The sequence below is a fragment of the Bradyrhizobium diazoefficiens USDA 110 genome (genome assembly GCF_000011365.1).
GTDB lineage: Bacteria > Pseudomonadota > Alphaproteobacteria > Rhizobiales > Xanthobacteraceae > Bradyrhizobium > Bradyrhizobium diazoefficiens.
On the sequence record NC_004463.1, the window covers coordinates 3221586 to 3246500 of the forward strand.

General features: G+C 65.2%; 18 protein-coding genes. 13 read left to right on the top strand and 5 right to left on the bottom strand.

Annotated elements, in window-relative coordinates:
• The first annotated feature begins 9 nt into the window (after window positions 1-9).
• The 8 genes from ltnD (at window position 10) to BJA_RS14555 (ending at window position 13700) form a co-directional block, all read left to right on the top strand.
• A complete protein-coding gene (gene ltnD / locus BJA_RS14520; protein ID WP_011085712.1) occupies window positions 10-927 on the top strand; it encodes an L-threonate dehydrogenase in 918 nt (305 codons plus the stop codon).
• 16 nt (window positions 928-943) lie between these two features.
• Window positions 944-1726: a 2-oxo-tetronate isomerase gene (otnI, locus tag BJA_RS14525; RefSeq protein ID WP_011085713.1), complete on the top strand. Its 783-nt coding sequence runs from the start codon at window positions 944-946 to the stop codon at window positions 1724-1726.
• Window positions 1723-2997, top strand: coding sequence for a 3-oxo-tetronate kinase (gene otnK, locus BJA_RS14530; RefSeq protein ID WP_011085714.1), 1275 nt, complete (start codon window positions 1723-1725; stop codon window positions 2995-2997). Before otnI ends, otnK begins: the two co-directional genes overlap by 4 nt.
• A 170-nt stretch (window positions 2998-3167) precedes the next feature.
• Window positions 3168-4859 carry a methyl-accepting chemotaxis protein gene (locus tag BJA_RS14535; RefSeq protein ID WP_011085715.1) on the top strand — a complete coding sequence of 564 codons (1692 nt, stop codon included), beginning with the start codon at window positions 3168-3170 and terminating at the stop codon, window positions 4857-4859.
• A 178-nt stretch (window positions 4860-5037) separates the two neighbouring features.
• Complete coding sequence (locus BJA_RS14540; RefSeq protein WP_236842205.1) at window positions 5038-7230, top strand: methyl-accepting chemotaxis protein; 2193 nt, start codon at window positions 5038-5040, stop codon at window positions 7228-7230.
• 237 nt (window positions 7231-7467) lie between these two features.
• Window positions 7468-9162, top strand: a complete 1695-nt coding sequence (locus BJA_RS14545; RefSeq protein ID WP_011085717.1) for a methyl-accepting chemotaxis protein — start codon at window positions 7468-7470, stop codon at window positions 9160-9162.
• A 169-nt stretch (window positions 9163-9331) separates the two neighbouring features.
• A complete protein-coding gene (locus BJA_RS14550) occupies window positions 9332-12511 on the top strand; it encodes an efflux RND transporter permease subunit (protein ID WP_011085718.1) in 3180 nt (1059 codons plus the stop codon).
• Window positions 12498-13700, top strand: a complete 1203-nt coding sequence (locus BJA_RS14555; protein WP_011085719.1) for an efflux RND transporter periplasmic adaptor subunit — start codon at window positions 12498-12500, stop codon at window positions 13698-13700. Before BJA_RS14550 ends, BJA_RS14555 begins: the two co-directional genes overlap by 14 nt.
• Window positions 13701-13849: 149 nt before the next feature.
• Here the strand turns inward: BJA_RS14555 and BJA_RS14560 are convergent, their stop codons facing one another.
• The gene (locus BJA_RS14560) at window positions 13850-15367 is read right to left on the bottom strand and encodes an acetyl-CoA acetyltransferase (protein WP_011085720.1); all 1518 of its coding nucleotides are present in this window, start codon (window positions 15365-15367) and stop codon (window positions 13850-13852) included.
• Window positions 15368-15483: 116 nt separating this feature from the next.
• Complete coding sequence (locus BJA_RS14565; protein WP_011085721.1) at window positions 15484-16617, bottom strand: nitronate monooxygenase; 1134 nt, start codon at window positions 16615-16617, stop codon at window positions 15484-15486.
• 268 nt (window positions 16618-16885) lie between these two features.
• Here BJA_RS14565 and BJA_RS14570 point away from each other — a divergent pair, with 268 nt between their 5' ends.
• Together BJA_RS14570 and yghU are read left to right on the top strand one after the other, a co-directional pair.
• Window positions 16886-18544, top strand: coding sequence for a flavin-containing monooxygenase (locus BJA_RS14570; protein ID WP_011085722.1), 1659 nt, complete (start codon window positions 16886-16888; stop codon window positions 18542-18544).
• A 113-nt stretch (window positions 18545-18657) separates the two neighbouring features.
• Window positions 18658-19533, top strand: coding sequence for a glutathione-dependent disulfide-bond oxidoreductase (yghU, locus tag BJA_RS14575; protein WP_011085723.1), 876 nt, complete (start codon window positions 18658-18660; stop codon window positions 19531-19533).
• Between the two features lie 175 nt (window positions 19534-19708).
• On the opposite strand, the gene BJA_RS14580 is transcribed toward yghU, so the two are convergent.
• The 3 genes from BJA_RS14580 to BJA_RS14590 all read right to left on the bottom strand — a co-directional run bounded on the left by BJA_RS14580 (window position 19709) and on the right by BJA_RS14590 (window position 22563).
• Complete coding sequence (locus tag BJA_RS14580; RefSeq protein ID WP_028172378.1) at window positions 19709-20986, bottom strand: acyl-CoA dehydrogenase family protein; 1278 nt, start codon at window positions 20984-20986, stop codon at window positions 19709-19711.
• 285 nt (window positions 20987-21271) lie between these two features.
• Window positions 21272-21652 (bottom strand): VOC family protein, encoded by a 381-nt coding sequence (locus BJA_RS14585; protein ID WP_028172377.1) that lies wholly within the window; start codon window positions 21650-21652, stop codon window positions 21272-21274.
• Between the two features lie 131 nt (window positions 21653-21783).
• Window positions 21784-22563: an SDR family NAD(P)-dependent oxidoreductase gene (locus BJA_RS14590; RefSeq protein WP_038965770.1), complete on the bottom strand. Its 780-nt coding sequence runs from the start codon at window positions 22561-22563 to the stop codon at window positions 21784-21786.
• A gap of 179 nt (window positions 22564-22742) precedes the next feature.
• Here BJA_RS14590 and BJA_RS14595 point away from each other — a divergent pair, with 179 nt between their 5' ends.
• The 3 genes from BJA_RS14595 to BJA_RS14605 are packed head-to-tail and all read left to right on the top strand — an operon-like array spanning window position 22743 to window position 24895.
• Window positions 22743-23531: an enoyl-CoA hydratase/isomerase gene (locus BJA_RS14595; RefSeq protein ID WP_011085727.1), complete on the top strand. Its 789-nt coding sequence runs from the start codon at window positions 22743-22745 to the stop codon at window positions 23529-23531.
• Window positions 23528-24514 carry a phosphotransferase family protein gene (locus BJA_RS14600; protein WP_011085728.1) on the top strand — a complete coding sequence of 329 codons (987 nt, stop codon included), beginning with the start codon at window positions 23528-23530 and terminating at the stop codon, window positions 24512-24514. Before BJA_RS14595 ends, BJA_RS14600 begins: the two co-directional genes overlap by 4 nt.
• A gap of 3 nt (window positions 24515-24517) precedes the next feature.
• A complete protein-coding gene (locus BJA_RS14605; RefSeq protein WP_011085729.1) occupies window positions 24518-24895 on the top strand; it encodes a DUF6285 domain-containing protein in 378 nt (125 codons plus the stop codon).
• Window positions 24896-24915 lie beyond the last annotated feature (20 nt).

A 24915-nucleotide genomic window follows, 5' to 3' on the forward strand; every position in this document is an offset into this window, starting at 1 on the left:
GTCAGTTGCATGTCCGCCTCCACGTCACAGAATCAGCGTATCGCCGTCGTCGGGCTTGGCTCGATGGGGTTTGGCATGGCGACCTCGCTGAAGCGCGCCGGTCACGCCGTCACCGGCTGCGACGTCTCGGCTGATGCGGTGGCGCGCTTCGTGAAGGACGGCGGCGCGGGCGCCAAGACGCCGGCCGAAGCCGCCAGGGGCGCCGACGTCGTCGTCAGCGTCGTCGTCAACGCCGCGCAGACCGAGACGATCCTGTTCGGCAAGGATGGCGTCGCCGAAACCATGCCCAAGGACAGCGTCTTCCTGTCATCGGCCACCATGGATCCCGACGTGGCGCGGCGCCTGGCCAAACAGCTCGAGGCGACCGGTCGGCATTATCTGGATGCGCCGATCTCCGGTGGGGCGCAGCGCGCCGCGCAAGGCGAACTGACGATCCTCGCCTCGGGCAGCCCCGCCGCCTTTGCAAAGGCGCGGCCGGCGCTCGACGCCATGGCCGCAAAGCTCTACGAGCTTGGTGATGCCGCAGGGCAAGGCGCCGCCTTCAAGATGATCAACCAGTTGCTGGCCGGCGTGCACATCGCCGCCGCCAGCGAAGCGATGGCGTTCGCAGCCAAGCAGGGCCTCGACATCCGCAAGGTCTATGAGGTGATCACGGCCTCCGCCGGCAATTCCTGGATGTTCGAGAACCGCATGCCGCATGTGCTCGACGGCGACTATACGCCGCGCAGCGCGGTCGAGATCTTCGTCAAGGACCTCGGCATCATCCAGGACATGGCGCGCAGCGCCAGATTCCCGGTGCCGGTCTCCGCCGCCGCCCTCCAGATGTTCCTGATGACGGCTGCCGCCGGCATGGGCCGCGATGACGACGCCTCGGTTGCGCGCATGTATGCGCAGGTCACCGGCGTGAAGCTGCCCGGCGACAAGTAAGGATAAGAGGATTCCAATGCCCCGTTTCGCCGCCAATCTCTCGATGATGTTCACCGACGTGCCGTTCCTCGATCGCTTCGAGGCCGCCGCCCAGGTCGGCTTCACGGCCGTCGAGTTTCTCTTTCCTTATGAGCATCCGGCCGAGGCGGTCGGCGAGCGGCTCAAGCGCAACGGTCTGACCCAGGCGCTGTTCAACCTGCCGCCCGGCGACTGGAATGCGGGCGAGAAGGGTTTTGCTGCGCTCCCGGCGCGCTTCGCCGATCTCAAGGCGAGCCTCGAGACCGCGCTGCCTTACGCCAAGGCCACCGGCGTCAAGCGCCTGCACCTGATGGCCGGCCTTGCCAACCGCGGCGAGCGCGTCGCGATCGAGGCGTTCTACAAGTCGGTGGCGTGGGCGGCGGAGTTCTTCGCGCCGCATGGCATCGACATCGTGCTCGAGCCGATCAATGCCCGCAACGTGCCCGGCTACTTCCTCAACGATTTCGGCTTCGCGCGCGACCTGATCCAGGAGTTGCGGCTCCCGAACCTCAAGCTCCAGTTCGACATCTATCACTGCCAGATCATCCATGGCGACGTCACCATGCGCTTGCGCGAGATGATGCCGATCATCGGCCACATCCAGATCGCCAGCATTCCATCGCGCAACGAGCCCGACGGCGAGGAGCTGAACTATCCCTTCCTGTTCGAAGAGCTCGACCGGCTCGGCTATGCCGGCTTCGTCGGCTGCGAATACAATCCGCGCGGCAAGACCACCGACGGGCTCGCCTGGTTCAAGCCCTATGCGGGAGTGAAGCCGTGACTCTTGCACTGGGTTGCATCGCCGACGACTACACCGGCGCCTCCGATCTTGCCAACACGCTGACCCGTGCAGGCCTGCGCACCGTGCAGACCATCGGCATTCCTGCCGACGATCTGGCGCTGCCCGAGGTCGACGCTGTCGTGGTGTCCTTGAAGAGCCGCTCGATCGAAGCAGGTCTTGCTGTATCGCGCTCGCGCGCGGCGGAGACATGGCTGCGGGGCCGCGGCGCGAGCCATGTGCTGTTCAAGATCTGCTCGACCTTCGATTCCACCGACGCCGGCAATATCGGCCCTGTCATGGACGCGTTGCGCGACGATTGCGGCGAGGGCATCGTTCTGGTGACGCCGGCCTTCCCCGAGACCGGCCGCACCGTCTACCAGGGCAACCTGTTTGTCGGCGCCGTGCCGCTGAACGAGAGCCCGCTGAAGGACCATCCGCTCAACCCGATGCACGATTCCAGCCTGGTGCGGGTGCTGGCGCGCCAGAGCCGGACACAAATCGGCCTCGTCGATCTCGCCGCCGTCACGCGCGGCGCAGATGCCGTCCGGGCACGGCTGGCCGAACTCGCGGGCAAGGGCATTGGCGCTGCGATCATCGACGCCGTCTTCGATCGCGATCTCGAAACCATCGGCCTCGTCGCAGCCGAATATCGGCTGTCGGTCGGCGCCTCCGGCATCGGCCTTGGACTGGCGCGCGCGCTGGTGTCGACCGGCAAGGTCAAGTCGAATGCGGCAGGCGGCGAATCCGGAGCTGCCGTTGGCGGGCCGGCGGCGTGTCTTGCCGGCAGCTGCTCGCAGGCCACGCTCAAGCAGATCGCCAGCGCCGAACAGGTCATGCCGGTGTTTCATCTCGATCCGGACCGTATTCTTACGGGGGCGGACGAAGCGCAGCGTGCGCTGGACTGGGCAAGGCCGCGGCTGGCGGAGGGGCCGGTGCTGATCGCATCGAGCTCGACACCGGATCAGGTCGCCGCGCTTCAGGCACGTCACGGCCGTGACGCAGCCGGACATGCGATCGAGCAGGCCATGGCCGACATCGCCGAAAACCTTGTGAAATCAGGCGTGCGGCGATTGGTCGTTGCCGGCGGCGAGACGTCCGGCGCCGTGGTCGACCGGTTGAGGATTCCCGGATTTCTCGTGGGGGTGGAGATCGCTGCGGGTGTTCCGGTGCTGCGCGCGGTCGGCGCCGGGGGCGACATGCTGCTCGCTCTGAAGTCCGGAAATTTCGGTGGCCCGGAGTTCTTCTCCGATGCGCTTAGGCTCATGCGCTGAGCGCAGAGCGTTCTTAGCTGCCTGTTCATTTCTTTCAGGCTCCGTACTCGCACGGAGTCGTAGTTAACATCTGCTCAGTCGCTCTGTTGTCTGATGTCGGCGTCGCTCCCTTTGGTTGATTCTTTAGACCTCCCGGACGCGCGCCCGCGCCAGCATAAAGAGACCTGACTATGTTCGCCAAGATCTCCATCCGCGCCAAGATCATCAGTGTCGTGGCGTTCCTGCTGGTCGCGATGACCGGCATGGGCCTGCTCGCCGTCGTGAAGATGCGCGCGATGAACGCGAACACCACCGACATCACCACGAGCTGGATGCCCAGCGTGAGGGTGCTGGGCGAGCTCCGGGCCAGCGTCATCACCTATCGCAGTGTGGTCCGCGAGCACATGCTGGCCGAGACCCTGGAAGAAAAGCTCGCGATGGAAAAGATCGCGGTCACCACCAGCGAGACACTGGCCAAGGCCCGCCAGAGCTACGAGCCCATGATCACCTCGCCGGAGGAGCGGGCGCTCTACACCGAATGGTCCAAGCTGTGGGACGACTACAAGAAGAGCGCCGACGAGGTCTTTGCAGTGTCGCGCAAGGAGGTCGGCAAGGTCCCGCACGAGGCGCATGAGCTGAACGTCAAGACCGCCAACAAGATCGGCATCCAGTCCGACGAGGTCCTGCGCAAGGATATCGACCTCAACACCCGGGGTGGCGACCAGGCCGCGCGGGATGCCGCCGACAGCTATTCCTTCGCCTTCCTGCTGGTCGCGATCATCCTGGGCGCGGCCGTCCTGACAGGCATCGGCGTCAGCGTCTATCTCGTCCACGACGTCTCCAGCGGCATCAACTCGATCGTCGAGCCGATGCAGGCGCTGGGCAAGGGCGACCTCTCCGCCGAAGTCCCGCATCGCGGCGAGAAGACCGAGATCGGCGCCATGGCCGACGTGCTTCAGGTCTTCAAGGAGGCGTTGATCGCCAAGAAGGCCGCCGACGAAGCCGCCGCGGCCGACGCCGAAGCCAAGATCGAGCGCGGCCGCCGCGTCGACAACATCACCCGCGAATTCGAGACGATGATCGGCGAGATCGTCCAGACCGTGTCATCGGCCTCGACCCAGCTCGAAGCTTCCGCCTCGACGCTGACCTCGACCGCCGACCGCTCCCAGCGACTCGCGACCACCGTTGCCGGAGCCTCTGAAGAAGCCTCGACCAACGTGCAGTCGGTGGCTTCGGCGACGGAGGAGATGGCCTCCTCGGTCGGCGAGATCAGCCGTCAGGTTCAGGAATCGGCGCGGATGGCGGGCGACGCCGTCGGCCAGGCCCGAGCCACTACCGAGCGCGTCAGCGAGCTCTCCAAGGCGGCGTCCCGCATCGGCGACGTCGTCGAGCTGATCAACACCATCGCCGGCCAGACCAACCTCCTGGCGCTGAACGCCACCATCGAGGCGGCGCGCGCGGGCGAAGCCGGCCGCGGCTTCGCGGTGGTCGCCTCCGAGGTGAAGGCGCTCGCCGAGCAGACCGCGAAGGCGACCGGCGAAATCGGCCAGCAGATTTCCGGCATCCAGGCGGCGACCAACGATTCGGTCGGAGCGATCAAGGAGATCTCCTCGACGATCGAGCGTCTCTCGGAGATCTCGTCGGCGATCGCTGCGGCCGTGGAAGAGCAGGGCGCAGCGACCCAGGAGATCGCCCGCAATGTGCAGCAGGCGGCCCAGGGCACCCAGCAGGTCTCCTCCAACATCGCCGACGTGCAGCGCGGTGCGACCGAGACCGGCACCGCCTCCTCGCAGGTGCTGTCGGCGGCGCAGATGCTGTCGAACGACTCGAGCCGGCTCAAGACCGAGGTCAGCAAGTTCCTGACCAGCGTTCGCGCTGCGTAAGGCCGTCAGAGCAGGTATCGGACTACGCAAGAGCGGCGCCGTCGGCGCCGCTCTTTGATTTTGGCGCATGGCTTGGCGCCTGCTGACTTATTTTTCACGTGGGTCATACGGTTCCAATTCTTTACGGGTCCCCAACCCTGCGAACCTTAACTCGTTGCAGTGTTTTGGAGACTCAATCGTGAAGTTGTTTTCATTTTCCGCCATTCGCTCCATCCAGTTGAAGATCGCCCTGATCGCCGGCCTCTGCCTGGCCGTGACGTGCATCGTGCTGATCGGCTACGGCCTCTTCTCCACGCAGAGCATGAACCAGTACGTGACCCACGAGGTCATGCAGCTGGTCGACCGTCAGACCAAGGAGAGCCTGATGAACCGGGCCTCCACCGAAGCCAACGCCATCAAGGCTGAGCTGGAGGTCGGGTTTGATGCGGCGCGCACCACCGCACATGCCTTCGCGACCCTCGCCGACGAGAAGACCGGCACTCCGATCGCGGCGCGGCGGACCCAGTTCAACGCGCTTCTGCGTCACGTGCTCGAGCTCAACCCTGCCTTCAACGGCACCTACTCGGCCTGGGAACCCGGCGCGCTGGATGGTGACGATGCGTCGTTCAAGGGACGCAAGGAGGCGGGATCGGATAATACCGGCCGCTTTCTGCCCTATTGGACGCGCAACGCCAGCGGCGCCATCGCCGTTCAGCCGCTCGTCGAGTACGACAGCAGCGAGCGGCATCCCAACGGCCTCGTGAAGGGCGCCTGGTACATCAACCCGAACACCACGGGTAAGGAAAACATCCTGGGTCCGTTGCCCTACATCGTTCAGGGCAAGGCCGTCTTCCTCGCGACCATGTCGGTGCCGGTCATGATCGACGGCAAATTCCGCGGTGTCGCCGGCGCCGACTACAATCTCGACTTCGTGCAGAAGCTGGCCGTCAAGATCAACGGCTCGCTGTTCGAGGGCAAGGGCAAGGTCGCGATCCTCAACGACACCGGGCTGATCGTCGCCAACAGCGCCAATCAGGACGTGATCGGCAAGAACGCCTCCGAGGCCGACGCTCGCTGGAGTGAAAGCCTCGCCATCGTCAAGGCCGGCAAGGGCACGGTGCAGGACGATCCGAAGTTCGCCAACATCGACATCTATGCGCCGATCCGCTTCGGGCTCACCGAGAACGCCTGGTCGATCGTGATCTCGATCCCCCGCGACGTGGTGCTTGCGTCTGCAAGGCAACTCGACGCCTCGCTCAGTGCCCGTGCGACCTCGAACACGTTCTGGCAGCTCGGCGTTGGCCTGGTCATCGTGCTGGCGGCGATCTTCCTGATCTCGTTCGCCGCACGCAAGATCGCGCGGCCGATCCAGGATTGTGCCAATTTCGCCGATGGCATCGCCAAGGGCGATTTCAATCAGCAGCTCGGGATCGAGCAGGCCGACGAGGTCGGTAGGCTGGCGACGTCGCTCAGGTCGATGCAGGGCGACATCAAGCGCAGCATCGAGCAGCGTGCCCAGGACCAGGCGGCTGCCGACCGCGAGCGCCGGCGCGCGATGAACGAGCTGGCCGACAGCTTCGAAGCGTCGGTCGGCGGCATCGTGGAGACGGTGTCGGCCGCGTCCGGTGCGCTGGAATCCTCGGCCGGAACGCTCAGCTCGACCGCCGAACGGGCGCAACAGCTTACCAAGGTCGTCGCTGCGGCGTCAGACCAGGCATCGGGCAACGTGCAGTCGGTGGCCTCGGCAACGGAGGAGATGGCCTCTTCGGTCGGCGAGATCAGCCGTCAAGTGCAGGAATCGGCGCGGATGGCGAGCGACGCCGTCGGCCAAGCCCGAGCCACCACCGAGCGCGTCAGCGAACTCTCCAGGGCGGCCGCCCGCATCGGCGACGTCGTCGAGCTGATCAACACCATCGCCGGCCAGACCAACCTGCTGGCGCTGAACGCCACTATCGAGGCGGCACGCGCCGGCGAAGCCGGCCGCGGCTTCGCGGTGGTGGCCTCCGAGGTGAAGGCGCTCGCCGAGCAGACCGCGAAGGCGACCGGCGAGATCGGCCAGCAGATCTCCGGCATCCAGCTTGCGACCAACGACTCGGTCCGCGCGATCAAGGAGATCTCCTCGACCATCGAGCGTCTGTCGGAGATCTCGTCGGCGATCGCCGCCGCGGTGGAAGAGCAGGGCGCGGCCACGCAGGAGATCGCCCGCAACGTGCAGCAGGCGGCGCAAGGAACCCAGCAGGTCTCTTCCAACATCACCGACGTGCAGCATGGCGCGACCGAGACCGGCACGGCCTCTTCGCAGGTGCTGTCGGCGGCGCAAATGCTGTCGAACGACTCGGGCCGGCTCAAGAACGAGGTCAGCAAGTTCCTGACCAACGTCCGCGCCGCGTAGACCCTCGCACAACCCGTCGATCGAGCGAGGAGCGGCGCCAAAAACGCCGCTCCTTTCATTCTTCCGGTAGCATGATGTCGCTTTTAGGTGGCGTTACGAGGGGTACCCGTAGTCTTGCGGGCAGATCGTTTCATCGATGGTTAAAGCGGATTTTCAAGAATTGGGCGAGGGCGGTCTCGCGCTGCGGCAGTCCTGATTGGAATGATTTCAGACTGAATTCGGTCGTTGGGGGCTTCGATGCGCAAGAACTTTCCTGTCACTGATGTCGAATATCCGGTCAGTGACGAGACACTGATCGTCTCCCGGACCGACCTCAAGGGCAAGCTCACCTATTTCAACGAGGATTTCCTTGCCGCCGCGGGCTTCACGTCGGCCGAGCTGATGGGCCAGCCGCACAACATCGTCCGTCATCCCGACATGCCGCCGGAGGCGTTCGACAATCTCTGGGACACGCTGAAGGCCGGCAAGCCGTGGCTCGGCGCGGTGAAGAACCGCCGCAAGAACGGCGACTTCTACTGGGTGTTGGCGACGGCCTCGCCGATCCGCGAGAACGGCCATGTCACCGGCTATACCTCGATCCGCACCAGGCTGCCGGCCGACCAGCGCAAGCTCGCCGAAGAGGTCTATGCCGCGATCCGCGAGAAGAAGCCGCACGGCTATCGCGTCGATGCCGGCATCATCCGCCGCCGCTCGCTGCTCGATCGCTTCAGCGTCTTCACCGGGACGCTGAAGGCGCGCCTGGTCACGACGATGACGCTCCAGGCGCTGTTTATGCTGGCGCTCGGCATCGGCGGCGCGCTCTCCACCGGCGGTTCGACCAGCCTGGTTCTGACGCTGCTGGCCTTGGTCGGCATCGCCATCGTCGGCTTCGCCGGCCTTGCGACCATGCGCGCGATCCAGGGCCCGATGCGGCACCTCAACGACACCATGCTCAACCTCGTGCAGGACAAGCTCGACAACCGCATCGTCATCGAACGTGACGACGAGATCGGTGAGGCGCTGCGCAACCTCCAGACCGTGCAGACCATCATCCGCTTCAGCCGCGACGAGGTCCAGGCGGTGCAGCGCCGCGCCGAGGAGCAGCGCAAGGCCGGAATGACCAAACTTGCCGACGGCTTCGAGGCCGCGATCGGCGAGATCGTCGAGACCGTGTCGTCAGCTGCGACCGAGCTCGAGGCGTCGGCCTCGACGCTGTCCTCGACGGCGGGCCGGGCGCAGGAACTGGCGACGGTGGTCGCAGCCGGCTCGGAAGAAGCTTCCACCAACGTCCATTCGGTGGCATCGGCCGCCGAGGAGATGTCGTCGTCGGTCCACGAGATCGGTCGCCAGGTGCAGGATTCCACCCGGATTGCGAGCGAGGCCGTCAGCCAGGCGCACGCCACCACCGAACGCGTGAGCGAGTTGTCGCGGGCGGCCTCTCGGATCGGCGACGTCGTCGAGCTCATCAATGCCATCGCGGGCCAGACCAATCTCCTGGCGTTGAACGCCACGATCGAAGCGGCACGTGCCGGCGAGGCCGGCCGCGGCTTTGCGGTTGTGGCTTCCGAGGTCAAGGCGCTCGCCGAACAGACGGCGAAGGCGACCGGCGAGATCGGCCAGCAGGTCGGCGGCATCCAGGCGGCGACGCAGGAATCGGTCGGCGCCATCAGCGAAATCTCCGGCACCATTGCGCGTCTTTCCGAAATATCCTCGGCGATCGCCGCAGCCGTGGAGCAGCAGCGCGCGGCGACCCAGGAGATCGCCCGCAATGTGCAGCAGGCGGCCAACGGCACCCAGCAGGTGTCTTCCAATGTCGGCGACGTCCAGCGCGGCGCATCCGAAACCGGATCGGCGTCTTCGCAGGTGCTGTCGGCGGCGCAGATGCTGTCCCGCGACTCCAACCGCCTCAAGCTCGAGGTCGGCAAGTTCCTGAACTCCGTCCGCGCAGCGTGACGCGTGCGGCCGCATAGCTGCGATGCCGATTTCGCAGTGCGGTAGCAGGGAAGTGAATGCAGGAAAGCTGCCGGTGATTAGCGTTTCCGGCGGTGCTCAGGTAAAGGGGAAATAGGATCCCCGTGGGGGCGGATCCCGTATCCCTGCCTGACCTGGAATTGCCTGGCGCATGATTGCTCTGGTCCGTATTGCCCTGAGCCGACCCTATACGTTTGTCGTGCTCGCGCTCCTGCTCCTGATCATCGGACCGCTGGCGGCCCTGCGGACGCCGACCGACATCTTCCCCGACATCCGCATTCCCGTGATCGGCGTGGTCTGGCAGTACACCGGCCTGCCGCCCGACCAGATGTCCGGCCGCATCACGACGCCGTTCCAGCGTGCGCTGACGACGACGGTCAACGACATCGAGCATATCGTCGCCAACTCCTATAACGGCTTTGGCATCATCAAGATCTTCTTCCAGCCGAACGTCGACATCCGCACTGCCAACGCACAGGTCACAGCGATCTCGCAGACGTTGCTCAAGCAGATGCCGCCGGGCGCGACGCCGCCCTTGATCCTGAACTACTCCGCCTCGACCGTGCCAATCATCCAGGTGGCCTTGTCGGGCGACGGCCTGACCGAGCAGAACCTCGCCGATATCGGCATTAACAATCTGCGCACCCCGCTGGTCACCGTGCCTGGTGCGGCGATTCCGTATCCGTTCGGCGGCAAGCAGCGCCAGGTCCAGATCGACCTCGATCCGACCGCGCTCCAGGCCCGCGGCCTGTCCGGCCAGGACGTCGCCAACGCGCTGGCCGCCCAGAACCTGATCACGCCGGTCGGCACCCAGAAGATCGGCACCTTCGAATACAACATCCAGCTCAACAACTCGCCGCTGAAAATCGACGAGCTCGGCAACCTCCCGATCAAGACCGTCAACGGCGCGATGGTCTATGTGCGCGATGTCGCGACCGTCCGCGACGGCAATCCGCCGCAGACCAACATCGTTCATGTTGACGGCAATCGCTCGGTGCTGATGATGGTGCTGAAGGCGGGCGCGACCTCGACGCTCGATATCATCGCCGGCATCAAGCAGAAGGTGATCGAGGTCAAGGACCAGCTCCCGGACGCGCTGAAGATCGGCTTCATCGGCGACCAGTCGGTGTTCGTTCGCGGCGCGATCGAGGGCGTCGCCTTCGAGGGCGTGATCGCGGCGCTGCTGACCAGCGTCATGATCCTGCTGTTCCTCGGCAGCTGGCGCTCGACCATCATCATCGCGGTCTCGATCCCGCTGTCGGTGCTGGGCGCCATCATCATGCTCTCGGCGATCGGCGAGACGCTGAACATCATGACGCTCGGCGGTCTCGCGCTCGCCGTCGGCATCCTCGTCGACGACGCCACCGTGACCATCGAGAACATCAACTACCATCTGGAGCAGGGCAAGCCGGTCGAGCAGTCGATCCTCGACGGCGCCAACCAGATCGTCACGCCGGCCTTCGTCTCGCTGCTCTGTATCTGCATCGTGTTCGTGCCGATGTTCTTCCTCACCGGTGTCGCGCGCTTCCTGTTCGTGCCGATGGCCGAAGCGGTGATGTTCGCGATGATCTGGTCGTTCATCCTGTCGCGCACGCTGGTGCCGACCATGGCGAACTATCTGCTTAAGGCGCACGTCCATCACGAAGGCGAGCCGCCGAAGTCGCGCAATCCGCTGGTCTGGTTCCAGCGCGGGTTCGAGAAGCGTTTCGAACGCATTCGCGGCGGCTACCATGATTTCCTTGGGCTGGCGCTGGCGCATCGCGCGGTGTTCGTGATCGGCTTCCTCTGCGTGGTCGGCGCGTCCTTTGCGCTGGTGCCGTTCCTCGGGCGCAACTTCTTCCCCGCGGTCGATGCTGGCAACATCCTGATGCATGTCCGCACCCAGGTCGGCACCCGCGTCGAGGAGACCGCGAACCAACTCGCTGACGTGCAGAAGGCCGTGCGCAAGCTGATCCCGGGTGAGATCGAGACCATGACCGACAACATCGGCATGCCGATCTCCGGCATCAACATGACCTACAACAACACCGGCGTGATCGGCCCGCAGGACGGCGACATCCAGATCAAGCTGAGGGAAGGCCACAAGCCGACCGAAGAGCACGTCAAGGTGCTGCGCGAGCAGCTGCCGCGGCTCTTCCCCGGCGTCAGCTTCGCGTTCCTGCCGGCCGATATCGTCAGCCAGATCCTGAACTTCGGTGCGCCGGCGCCGATCGACCTTCAGATCCGCGGCGCCAATATCAGTGCCAACTTCGCTTACGCCAACAATCTGCTGGCCAAGGTCCGCAAGATTCCCGGCGTTGCCGATGCGCGCATCCAGCAATCGCCGAACAACCCGACTTTCAATATCGATGTCGACCGTACCCGTGCGCAATATGTCGGCCTGACCGAGCGCGACGTCACCAACAGTCTCGTGGTCAATCTTGCCGGTTCCTCGCAGGTGGCGCCGACCTACTACCTCAATCCGGATAACGGTGTGTCCTATTCGATCGTGATGCAGACGCCGCAATACCAGATCGACTCGCTCGGCGCGCTGCAGACGCTGCCGATCACCGCCACCGGCAACGCGCAGTCGCCGATCCTCGGCGGCATCGCCGACATCAAGCGCTCGACGTCGAGCGCGGTGGTGTCGCAATACGACATCCAGTCGATGGTGCAGATCTTCGCTACGACCTCGGGCCGCGATCTCGGCGCGGTTGCCGCCGACATCCGCCAGGTGATCGCCGACACCGCGAAGGAGGTGCCGAAGGGATCTTCCGTCGTGCTGCTCGGCCAGGTGCAGACCATGAACAGCGCCTTCACCGGCCTGCTGTTCGGCCTGCTTGGCGCCGTCGTGCTGATCTACTTCCTGATCGTCGTGAATTTCCAGTCCTGGTCCGACCCGTTCGTGATCATCACGGCGCTGCCGGCCGCGCTCGCCGGCATCGTGTGGATGCTGTTCATGACCGAGACCACGCTGTCGGTCCCGGCGCTCACCGGCGCCATCATGTGCATGGGCGTTGCCACCGCCAACAGCGTGCTCGTGATCTCCTTTGCGCGCGAGCGCTACGCGGAGCTCGGCGATCCCGTTGCGGCTGCGCTCGAAGCCGGCTTCGTCCGGTTCCGCCCGGTGCTGATGACCGCGCTCGCCATGATCATCGGCATGGCGCCGATGGCCTTGGGGCTCGGCGAGGGCGGCGAGCAGAATGCGCCGCTCGGCCGCGCCGTGATCGGCGGCCTGATCTTTGCAACCTTCGCCACGCTGATGTTTGTTCCCGTGGTGTTCAGCATGGTACACAAGAAACAAGGCGCCGAAGCCGCCGCCCCCTTGGAGACTCCGCATGTCGCCCACTGAATCCCGTTCCCCGGTGTCGCACCGGAAACTGGGCATCTTCGGCGTGGTGGCGCTGATTGCGGCAGGCCTTGTCGTCGGCACCGGCATCCGCGCGCGCGAGGAGCAGGGCTCCAAGTTGAAGGAATGGACCGATGATCAGGCCGTTCCCAGCGTCGCGGTGACCCAGCCTAACGCCAAGGCGCTCAACGCCACCCTCGATCTGCCGGGCCGGTTGGAAGCCTACTACCGTGCCCCGATCTTCGCGCGCGTGTCGGGTTACCTGAAGAGCTGGAGCGCCGACATGGGGGCCCGCGTCAAGGCCGGGCAGGTGATTGCCGAGATCGAGGCGCCCGACCTAGACCAGCAGCTCTTGCAAGCCCGCGCCGACCTCGCCAGCCAGCAGGCCAGCGCAAGGCTGTCGGAGGCAACGCTGAACAGGCGCAAGACGCTGGTCGCCTCCAACTTCGTCTCTGCGCAGGAGATCGACGAGCGCACCGCCGACCTCTCCAACAAGAACGCCGCGGTGCATTCGGGGCAGGCCAATGTCGAGCGGCTGGAGGCGCTGGCCGGCTACAAGAAGATCACCGTTCCGTTCGACGGCGTGGTCACGGCGCGCGATACCGACGTCGGTGCGCTGATCAATGCCGGCGGCGGCTCGGGCCCGGCGATGTTCGTGGTCTCGGACATCACCAAGCTGCGCGTCTATGTCAACGTGCCCCAGAATTACGTGCCGGCCATCAAGATCGGCGCCAAGGCCATCATCGCGCTACCGGAGTATCCGAACCGGACCTTCCAGGCGACGGTGGAAGCGTCTTCGCAGGCCGTCGACGTTGCCTCCGGCACCACGCGCATGCAGCTTGGCCTGGACAATTCCTCGGGCGAACTAATGCCCGGCGGCTATGCCAGCGTGAAGTTGAGCCTCCAGCGCGACTCCGCGCCGCTCAGCATTCCCGCCAGCGCGCTGATCTTCAACGGCAGCGGCCTGCGTGTCGCGACCGTCGGTGCGGACGACAAGGTGCTGTTCAAGGCCGTGACGATCGCGCGCGATCTTGGCAAGGAAATCGAGCTCGCATCAGGCATCTCTCCGGACGATCGCGTCATCACCGCCCCGCCGGACGGCCTGTCCGATGGCGATCAGGTCCGCGTCGTCGGCGCCGGCGCCAAGGGCAAGCCGGCCACCGCGTCGGAAAAGCAGGCGCCGAAGGGCTAGCTTTTCTTCACCTCGCCCCGCTTGCGGGGAGAGGTCGAATTGCGAAGCAATTCGGGTGAGAGGGACTCTCCGCGAGTCTAACTCTCACGGTGTTTGCGGACGCAGCCCCTCACCCCGACCCTCTCCCCGTAAGAACGGGGAGAGGGAGATCAGGATACCCGCCACTCCGGTACGCCATCGCCGGCCATCGCGATCTCGCCAAGCGAGCCGACCGGCGTGCGATCCATGTTGAGGAGATGCGCCAGCGTCGCGGTATCACCCGCCGGAATCCGTGCCAGCGTGCGGCGGTCATCTTCCGTGCGCAGCATCACCACACCGTGCTCGACATCCCCGCCGCGGCCGTAGAGCACCGTAAAGCTCTCGACCTTGCCCTTGCCCGAGGCTTCCGCGACGAAATTCGGCACCGCGCGCTTGTTGCGGTCGGCCTCTTCTTGCACGCTCGTCTCCTGCGCCAGCGCCGCGCGCGGCGGCGCCTTCGAAACCACCAGCGCATGATGCTTGGTGACGAAGCCGCCCTGGCCGTAGAGCAGGCCGAGCCTGGCGCCATCGCGCAGGCGCCGCACCATCGCGCAGGCCGCATGCGTCATGTAGGTGTTGAGCGGCGCGCCGAAGAAGGTGAGGCCGCCGGTCACGGTCGGCTGCACGTCGGCGGAAAGGCCCAGCGTCCGCCGCGCCATCTTGGGCACGCAGGGGAAGCAGCTATAGAGCTCGATCGCTTCGAATGCCGTGCCGTCGCCGCCGGCGAGGTCCACCGCGGCTTTCAGCACCGCATTCTGCGGATGGCTCTCGTAGAACTGGTCGCGCAGGAGATAGTCGCGCGGCTCCTCCGCCGAGGCGCCGCCGAGCGGATAGACCAGTCTGTCCTCGGCGATACCCGCCGCGCGCGCCCTGGCAAGGCTGGTGAGCAGCAGCGCGCCACCCATGTTGACGCTGGGGTTGGCGACCATGAGCTTGTGGTAAGGCCAGGCGATGAGACGGTTGTCCGCGGTCGGCGTCGTGATCTCGTCCGGCGCATAGCGTCGCTTCAGCCAGGCGTTTGGATTTTGTGCGGCGGCCTCGGAATAGCGCGACCACAGTGTGCCCGATTCTGCCATCGCTTCGCGCGGCGTCTGGCCCCAATGAGCGGAGGAGGCCGCCTCGTAGAACGGATAGACCGTGACGGGCCGGAACACGCCAAGCTTCACGGCCAGCGGTTTCTGAAACGCTGCGCCGCGCTTCGGCTCCTCGACATCATGCGCGAACGGCGTCCAAGGCAGCTTTGCGCCTGCGCGCTCGGCCTTGGTCGCGGTCGACTGCGCCTCCGCACCGCAGACCGCGGCAACGCTGCATTCGCCGCGCGCGATGCGCTTTGCGGCCTCGTGGATGTAGCGGATCGGGCTCTCGCCGCCGACCGGGCCGTAATGGCAATGCGAAGGCGTGATCCCGAGTCGCTGCGCCAGCAGCTTCTCCGGGTCGCGGTAGCGCCAGCTCAGGAAGTTGACGACGTCGAGCGACTGCACCTCGCCGAGCAGCTTTGCCCCGGCATCCGCTTCGGCGCGCCGCAGCGCCTGTTCGAGCAGATCGAACGGCTCGAGGCCCTCGGTGATCTCCTTGGGGCGGTCGACGATCTCGCCGATGCCGACGATGACGGGGATGCGGTCTTCGGGGATGTTGGTATTGTCGGTCATGGCCTCAATTCACGATATCAGTTGCTTCGTCATTGCGAGCGAAGCGAAGCAATCCAGAATCTTTCCGCGGCGGCAGTCTGGATTGTTTCGCTACGCTCGCAATGACGATGTGGGTGCTACTCCGCCACCAGCTCATTCATGTGCTCGACGGCCTCGGCAAACTCTTCCTTGAACTCCTGCACCACCGCGCCCGCCGACTTCACGCTGTCGATCAGGCCGACGCCCTGGCCGACGAAGTAGCTGACGAGATCGCGCGCCCTGGCGTTGCCAGCCGCCGCCGCGCGGTCGATCGAATTGAAGGCGTCGCGGCTGATGATGCTTTGCAGCGGCATCGGCAGCGCACCGGGGCTCTCCGGCGCGCGGTCCCAGGCATCGGTCCACACCGAGCGGAGCTGCCGGGCGGGCTTTCCGGTACGTCCCTTCGAGCGCACCGCGTCACGCGAGGACGCGGCGATCATCTTTTCGCGGAAGATTTCCGTCGTCTCGGCTTCCACGGTCGCGAGCCACACCGAGCCGGTCCAGGCGCCGGCCGCGCCCATCGCCATGCAGGCCGCCATCTGCCGTCCCGTCATGATGCCGCCGGCCGCCAGCACCGGCACGTCGCGGATCTTCTTGATTGCCTTGATCACCTCCGGCACCAGCACCATGGTCGACACCTCGCCGCAATGGCCGCCGGCCTCGGTGCCCTGGACCACGAGGATATCGACGCCGGCCGCGACCTGGCGCAGCGCGTGCTCCTTGGCGCCGACGAGAGCTGCGACCGGCACGCCGTGCTTCTTGCCCATCTCGATCATCGCTTTCGGCGGCACGCCGAGTGCGTTCGCGATCAGCCTGATCGGATGATTGAACGAGACCTCGAGCAGTTGAAGCGCCGTCTTTCCGTCGAACGGCTGCGGCTGGTTGTCGGCCATTTCAGTGGTCGTCAGCTCGATGTCGTACTTCTTCAGGAGGTCGCGCGTGTAGTTGCGATGCTCTTGCGGCACGCGCGCTTCCAGGCTCTTCCAGGTGACGTCCTTCTCGCCCGCCGTCGAGATGTTCTCGGGGATCAGCACGTCGATGCCGTAGGGCTTGCCGTCGACGTGGTCGTCGATCCATTTCAGCTCGCGTTCGAGCGTATCAGGCGTGTGCACGGTGGCACCTAACACGCCGAAGCCGCCGGCGCGGCTGACGGCGGCGACGACGTCGCGGCAATGGCTGAAGGCGAGCAGCGGGAACTCGATGCCCAGCATGTCGCAGATCGGCGATTTCATGGCTCTCTCCCGGCGGCCGTCGCGTTGCTGTTATTGCTTTGCGTTCTTGTTGTCCTTGGCGAAGGCCGTGCGACGCTAACCCATCGTCGCCGGCGATGCCAAGCCGGATTTCGCCGCGCATCTTGCGTATAGGCGCCACGCCACACGAGGAGCCATTCCGTCGCGCAAAATAAGCGGAGCGGCGGCCGTGAATGAGCCTCTTGCGCTTTGGCCGACGTGAGAGAATGCTGGCGAACAACAACAGACAACAACGAGGGAGCGCCAACCGATGTCGCCAGCGCAATCGAGTCCGGCCGAGGCCAGTGAAGCCTATGACGTGGTCATCGTCGGCGCCGGCTTTGCCGGCATGTACATGTTGCATCGGCTGCGCAGGCTTGGCTTCTCGGCGCGAGTCTACGAGCAGGGCGGCGGGGTCGGCGGCACCTGGTACTGGAATCGTTATCCGGGCGCGCGCTGCGATGTCGAGAGCATGCAATATTCCTACTCGTTCTCGGAGGAGCTCCAGCAGGAATGGGACTGGACCGAACGCTACGCGCCGCAGGCAGAGATCCTGAAATACGCCAACCATGTCGCGGATCGTTTCGATCTGCGCCGCGACATCCAGTTCGACACGCGCGTCGAGCGCGCTGTCTTCGATGAACAGACTAATGGCTGGTCGGTGACGATTTCCGGCGGAAAGACGGTCGAAGCGAAGTTCGTCGTGCTCGCCACCGGCTGCCTGTCGAACGCGCGCAAGCCCGACATCAAGGGTCTCGAAAACTTCAAAGGTCCCGTCTACCACACCGGCAACTGGCCGCACGAGCCCGTGGACTTCACGGGCCTGCGCGTTGGCCTCATCGGCACCGGTTCATCCGGCATCCAGTCGGCGCCCATCATTGCCGAGCAGGCAAAGCATCTCACCGTCTTCCAGCGCACCGCGAATTTCTCGATTCCCGCCCGCAACGCCACGCTGACCGATGAGGAACGCGATGCGTTCCGCAACAACTATTCGGAGATCCGTCGCTTCGCCCGCGAGGTCGCGCGCAACGGCATCTATGCCGAGCAGCCCGATCGCGGCGCTCTCGACGACAGCGAGGATGACAGGCACGCCAGATACGGGGCGCGTTGGGATCGCGGCGGGCTCACCTTCATGTACGCCTACAACAATCTCGGCCTGGATCTGGCCGCGAATGACACCGCCGCCGACTACGTGCGCGGCAAGATCACCGAGATCGTCAAGGACGCCAGCACTGCGAAATTGCTCCAGCCGAACAGCCATCCGATCGGCACCAAGCGCATCTGCATCGATACGGATTACTTCGCGACCTTCAACCGGCCGAATGTCTCATTGGTCGACATCAAGACCAATCCGATCGAGGAGATCACCGCGAACGCTGTCCGTGTCGCGGGGGCAGATCACGAGGTCGATGCGCTGGTGATGGCGACCGGCTTCGACGCCATGACCGGATCGGTCGCCCGGATCGGCATTCGCGGTCGCGGCGGGCGGACGCCGAACCAGAAATGGGCCGAGGGCCCCAAGACCTATCTCGGCCTGATGAGCGCAGGCTTTCCCAATCTCTTCATCATCACCGGGCCCGGCAGCCCGTCGGTGCTATCGAACATGATCGTGTCGATCGAGCAGCATGTCGACTGGATCGCCGACTGCCTCCTCCACATGCGCAAGCAAGGCCTCGCCACGATGGAGGCGGACGGAGGGGCGGAGGACAAGTGGGTCGCGCACGTCAACGAAGTTGCCCATGGCACGCTCTATCCGCAGGCCAATTCCTGGTACATGGGCGCCAACATCCCAGGCAAGCCGCGCATCTTCATGCCCTATATCGGCGGCGTCGGGGTCTACCGGCGGATCTGCGACGAGGTCGCGGGGAAGGGGTATGAGGGGTTCGTGATGACACGGGCGGAGCAGCCGCGCAGGGTGGTGACGGGTTAGGCCGGATGCATGACACCGGCGTGAGGCCCGCGCCGGACGCAGAGCCGGCAGGGCTTGTCATCGGCCGCTCGCGGGCTAATTAATGCAGGCGCATCTTTCCGCCGGAGCCCCGCATGACTGACGTCCCCGCCTACGTGCCGCCCAAAGTCTGGACCTGGAACAAGGAGAATGGCGGGCAGTTCGCCAGCATCAACCGCCCGATCGCCGGCCCCACCCACGACAAGGAGCTGCCGGTCGGCCGCCATCCGCTCCAGCTCTATTCGCTGGCGACCCCGAACGGGGTGAAGGTCACGGTGATGCTGGAGGAGCTTCTGGCGCTCGGCCACAAGGGGGCCGAATACGACGCCTGGCTGATCAGGATCGGCAACGGCGACCAGTTCGGCAGCGGCTTCGTCGACATCAATCCGAACTCGAAAATCCCGGCGCTGATGGACCGCTCCGGCCCCGAGCCGGTCAGGGTGTTCGAGTCCGGCTCGATCCTGTTCTATCTCGCCGAGAAGTTCGGCGCCTTCCTGCCGAAGGACATCAAGACCCGCACCGAAGCGATGTCCTGGCTGTTCTGGCAGATGGGCAGCGCGCCGTACCTCGGCGGCGGCTTCGGCCATTTCTACGCCTACGCGCCGACCAAGATCGAATACGCCATCGACCGTTTTGCGATGGAAACCAAGCGCCAGCTCGACGTGCTCGACCGGCGCCTCGCCGACAACGAATATCTCGCGGGCAGCGAGTACACCATCGCCGACATCGCGGTGTGGCCCTGGTATGGCGCGCTCGCCAAGGGGCTGGTGTACGGCGCCGGCGAATTCCTCTCGGTGCAGGACTATAAGAACGTGCAGCGCTGGACCGACGAGATCGCCAAGCGTCCGGCCGTGAAGCGCGGCCGCATGGTCAACCGCGTCTCCGGCGACCCCGCCAGCCAGCTCCACGAGCGCCACGACGCATCCGATTTCGAAACCAAGACGCAGGACAAGCTCGCGCCGGCGACGTAGGTGTCGCTGTCTTCGCCTCTCCCCGCGTGCGGGGAGCTTCGTAGGGTGGGCAAAGCGGAGCGTGCCCACCACGTCATGCGAAGAGCCGAGATGGTGGGCACGGCGCGCGAAGAGCGCGCCTTTGCCCACCCTACGGGACTCTCCCCGCAAGTACGGAGAGAGGGACGGATAGAGTTCAGGCCATGCTCAGCTCGTGCCGGCCGACGACCATCCAGTGCACCTCGTCCGGACCGTCGGCAAAGCGCAGGTGGCGCACGTCCTGGTACATCTCGGCGAGCGGGGTCCAGTGCGAGATGCCGGTGGCGCCGTGCATCTGGATGGCCTGGTCGATGATCTTGCAGGCGCGCTCTGGCACCATGGCCTTCACCATGGAGACCCAGACGCGGGCTTCCTTGTTACCGAGCACGTCCATGGCCTTCGCCGCCTTCAACACCATCAGCCGCATCGCCTCGATCTCGCAGCGCGCCTGCGCGATGATCTGCATGTTGCCGCCGAGATGGGCGATCTTCTTGCCGAAGGCTTCGCGGGTCAGGCCGCGCTGCACCATCAGATCGAGCGCCTTCTCGGCCTTGCCGATGGTGCGCATGCAGTGATGGATGCGCCCCGGGCCGAGGCGGAGCTGCGAGATCTCGAAGCCGCGGCCTTCGCCGAGCAGCATGTTCTCCTTCGGCACGCGCACATTGTTGAAGCGCATGTGCATGTGGCCGCGCGGGGCGTGGTCCTGGCCGAACACGTACATGGGTCCGAGCACCTCGACGCCGGGCGTGTCGCGCGGCACCAGGATCTGCGACTGCTGCTTGCTCGGCGCCGCATCCGGATTGGTCTTCACCATCACGATGAGGATCTTGCAGCGGGGATCCCCTAGGCCGGAGATGTAATACTTCTCGCCGTTGATGACCCATTCGTCGCCGACGAGCTTGGCCGTCGTCGAGATGTTCTTGGCGTCGGAGGAGGCGACGTTCGGCTCGGTCATGACATAGGCCGAGCGGATCTCGCCGTTGAGCAGCGGCTTCAGCCACTTCTCCTTCTGCTCCTTGGTGCCGACGCGCTCCAGCACCTCCATGTTGCCGGTGTCGGGCGCCGAGCAGTTCATCGTCTCGGAGGCCAGCGGGCTCTTGCCGAGCTCGGAGGCGATATAGGCATAGTCGAGATTCTTCAGGCCCTGGCCGGTCTCGTCATCGGGCAGGAAGAAGTTCCAGAGGCCTTCCTTCTTGGCCTTGTTCTTGGCGACCTCGAGTACTTCGAGCTGCTTCGGCGTAAAACTCCAGCGGTCTTCCTTGCTCTCGCCAGCCTTGGCGAACTCGATCGACATCGGCTCGACGGTGTCGCGGATGAACTTCCTGACGTGATCGTAGAGCGGGCGAACCTGGTCCGACATGCGGAGGTCGTTGAGCTCGTCGCCCGGATTGAGCGTGTAGTTGGTGGTGCGGGGAATGTAGGTGTGTTTTGTCATTGTTCCTCCCGGGGGCGCTGAGTTCGTGCTGAACGCGAGAATAGTCGCAGCGTGGCCAAAGTGCGAGCGCGCATTTTTCGCGCGAGCCATGCCACGCGATGGAATATCGCGAGGGCGTTTGAAATGTTGTTTGAACGGAGTGGGTGGCAGGCGCGGGCCGCACTCACGGTTGTCATCGCCCGGCTTGACCGGGCGATCCAGTACTCCGTGACGTCAGCGACTCACGGAGAAGCCGCGGCGTACTGGATTCCCCGCCTTCGCGGGGAATGACAGCGTCCTGGGCAATCAGTTCGGCATCCGGTGCATCGCGCAGATCTTGTTGCCGTCGAGATCGCGCAAGTAGGCGAGATAAAGCTTGTTCCCCGCGCCCTCGCGGATGCCGGGCGGATTCTCGATCGGCGTTCCGCCGGCGGCGACGCCAGCCGCGTGCCACCTGTCGACCTGCTCAGGCGAGTTGGCGGCAAAGCCGATGGTGCCGCCGTTCGCGCAGGTCGCGGGCTCGCCGTTGATCGGCTTCGTCACCGAGAACACGCCGGTCTTGGTGATGTAGAAGATGCGATGGCCGTCGACCCGTGCAGGCCGCACCTCGAGCGTGCTGAGCAGCTGGTCGTAGAAAGCCTTCGCCTTGTCGAGGTCGTTGGTGCCGATCATGATGTGTGAAAACATTCGCCCTGTCCCCTCTGCGCTCACAAAACGAGAAGCCGTAGGGTGGGCAAAGCGCAGCGTGCCCACCACGGCCTTCGAAAGTATTTCTGGTGGGCACGGCGCAAGAGCGCCTTTGCCCACCCTACGAGATGTCAAAACGCGGTATAGCCGCCGTCGATCACGAACGTATCGGCCGTATGATACGACGACGCCCTGCTCATCAGATACACCGCGATGCCGCCGAAATCGCTGGCCTCGCCGAAGCGACGCTGCGGAATGCGCGGCATCACATTGGCGACGAACTTGTCGTTGGCCATGAGGCCGGCGGTCATGTCGCTCTTGATCCAGCCGGGCAGGATCGCATTCGCAGTGACGCCGTGGCGTGCCAGCTCGACGCCGAGCGCGCGCACCAGCGCGTTGATGGCAGCCTTGGTCGCGGCATAGTGCTCGTTGCGCGCGGTGCCGAAGATCGAGGCGAGGCTCGAGGTCGCGACCAGCCGGCCGAAGGGATCGCCGGCATTGGCGCGGTCGGTCATGTGTCTGGCGGCCGCCTGGAACGCGTGGAACACGCCGTCGAGATTGGTCGTAAACATCGTGCGCCATTCCTCTTCGGTGCGCTCGATGAAGGAGCGCCGGCCGCCGCCGCCGATGCCGGCATTGGCGAAGCAGCCGTCGACCCGGCCGAAGGTGTCGAGCGTGGCCTTCATCGCGGCATTGACCGATGCCGGATCGGTGACGTCGCAGACGCGGGTATCCACCTTGCCGGCGAGTCCCGCCAGGCTCGCGGCAGCGCTTCTGTTCTTGTCAGGATTGCGGCCCCAGATCGAAACGTTGCAGCCCTGGCCGGCCAGTGCCTGCGCGATGCCGAGCCCGATGCCGCCATTGCCGCCGGTGATCACGGCGACACGGCCGGAGAGGTCGAAAAGGTTCATGGCGCGTTTCCCGTTTTTGGCAAGACTTTCTGGCATGACGCGCATCAGCCGCTGCGCGCAAGATTGCTTGCTATGCTCCGATCACCATGGACAAGACCGCGCCAAAAATCAAATATGCGCCCCGGCAAAAGTAATTCCGGTCTGCGAAACTGACGCAGGCCGCAACTGACGAGGAAACCATGCAGTTCAAACACGTCACGCTCGACTTCGATGGTTCGGTCGCGATCCTCAAGCTCGACCATCAGGAGGTGATGAACGCGGTCTCCGTGGACATGCTGGGTGGCCTTGCCGAGGCGCTCGATGCGATCGAAGAGAAGAAAGACGAGGTGCGCTGCGTCGTGTTGACCGGCGCGGGGCGGGCGTTCTGTACCGGCGCTAATCTTCAGGGCCGCAACAACCAGTCGAAGAAGACCAAGGCCGGCCTGACGCTGGAGACCGGCTTTCACCCGTTCCTGCGCCGCATCCGCAATCTGCACTGCCCGATCGTCACCGCGGTCAATGGGCCGGCGGCGGGTGCCGGCATGAGCTTCGCGCTGCTTGGCGACATGATCCTGTGTGCGCGCTCGTCCTACTTCCTGCAGGCGTTCCGCCGCATCGGCCTCGTGCCGGATTGCGGGTCGACCTGGCTGCTGCCGCGGCTCATTGGTCGGGCCCGCTCGATCGAGCTGTCGCTGATGGGCGAGCGGCTCCCGGCCGAGAAGGCGCTGGAATGGGGCCTCGTCAATCGCGTCTACGATGACGGCGTGCTGATGGAGGAGGCGATGAAGCTGGCGCGCGAGCTTGCCAGCGGCCCGACGGTGGCGTTGTCGCTGATCCGCAAGCTCTATTGGGACAGCCCGGAAAATTCCTTCGAGGATCAGCTCAACCTCGAATTCCAGTGCCAGCTCCGCGCCGGCGACACCCAGGATTTTCGCGAGGGCGTCGGCGCGTTCCTGGAGAAGCGCCCCGCGCAGTTCAAGGGCAAATGATCGAAGCGCAACTCTCCCGCAGCGTCACGCGCTGGTGCGAGGGGGCGACCGGCGTCACCGGCGCGGCCAAGCTGTCCGGCGGTGCCAGCCAGGAAACCTGGCGCTTCGACATCGTGCATCCCGACGGGCCGATCGGTGCGATCCTGCGCCGCTCGCCGAAGGGTTATGGCGCGGCTCCGACGCGCGCGGCGGGGCTCGGCGCTGAAGCGCAATTGATGCAGCTCGCCTATGAAGCCGGCGTGCCGTCGCCGCGCGTGATGCATGTCTTGACGGCCGAGGACGATCTCGGCACCGGCTTCATCATGCAGCGGGTCGAGGGCGAGACCATCGCGCGCAAGATTCTTCGCGATGAAGAGTATGCGGCCGCGCGGCCGCTTCTCGCGCGGCAAATCGGCGGCGTTCTCGCGGGCCTGCACAGGCTGCCTTTGGACAAGCTGCCGGAGCTGCGCAGTCGCGGCGCGACCCAGGAGATCGGCGAATTCGAGCGCGACTATCGCAGCCTGAACTGGCCCAAGCCCGTGTTCGAGCTGGTGCTGCGCTGGCTGCGCGACCACGATCCCGGCCCCTCGGCCGAGGAGACGCTGGTGCATGGCGATTTCCGCAACGGCAATCTCATCATCGGCCCCGACGGCGTCCGCGCCGTGCTCGACTGGGAGCTTGCCCATCTCGGCGATCCCATGGAGGATCTTGGCTGGGTCTGCGTTAACTCTTGGCGGTTCGGCGAGATCGACAAGCCCGTCGGCGGTTTTGGCACTCGCGAGGAATTGTTCGCGGGTTACGAAGCGGCAGGCCGAAAAGTCGATCCCGCGCGCGTAAAATTCTGGGAAGTGATGGGCACGCTGCGCTGGGGCATCATGTGCGGCGGCATGATGCAGCGGTTTCGCGAAGGACCGGACCATTCCATGGAGCGCGCCATGATCGGGCGTCGCGCCTCCGAGACCGAGATCGATCTGTTGCGGCTCTTGGCGCCGCGCGGGAGTTGACACATGCAGGACGAACCGACACCGGTCGAGCTGACCAAGTCAGTCGCCGATTTCCTCCGCAGCGACATCGCACCGCTGATCTCCGGCCACCAGGCGTTCAAGCTGCGCGTCGCCATCAACATCCTCGACCTCGTCACGCGGCAGCTGACGCAGGAGGAGGGGAGCGATGCGAAAGAGGTGGAGCGGCTGCGTGCACTGCTCGGCATTGACGGCTCGGTGACGGACCTCAACCGCGTGCTGGCCGAGCGTATCGCCAGGGGCGAGGTGGATATCGCAACGCCGGGCCTCGCCGAGCATCTGTGGGCGACCACGATGGACAAGCTTGCGGTGGATCAGCCGAATTATGCGTCGTACAAGCGCGAGCTGGGGCGTGGCGGGTAGGCGGCGCTACATTCTCCGTC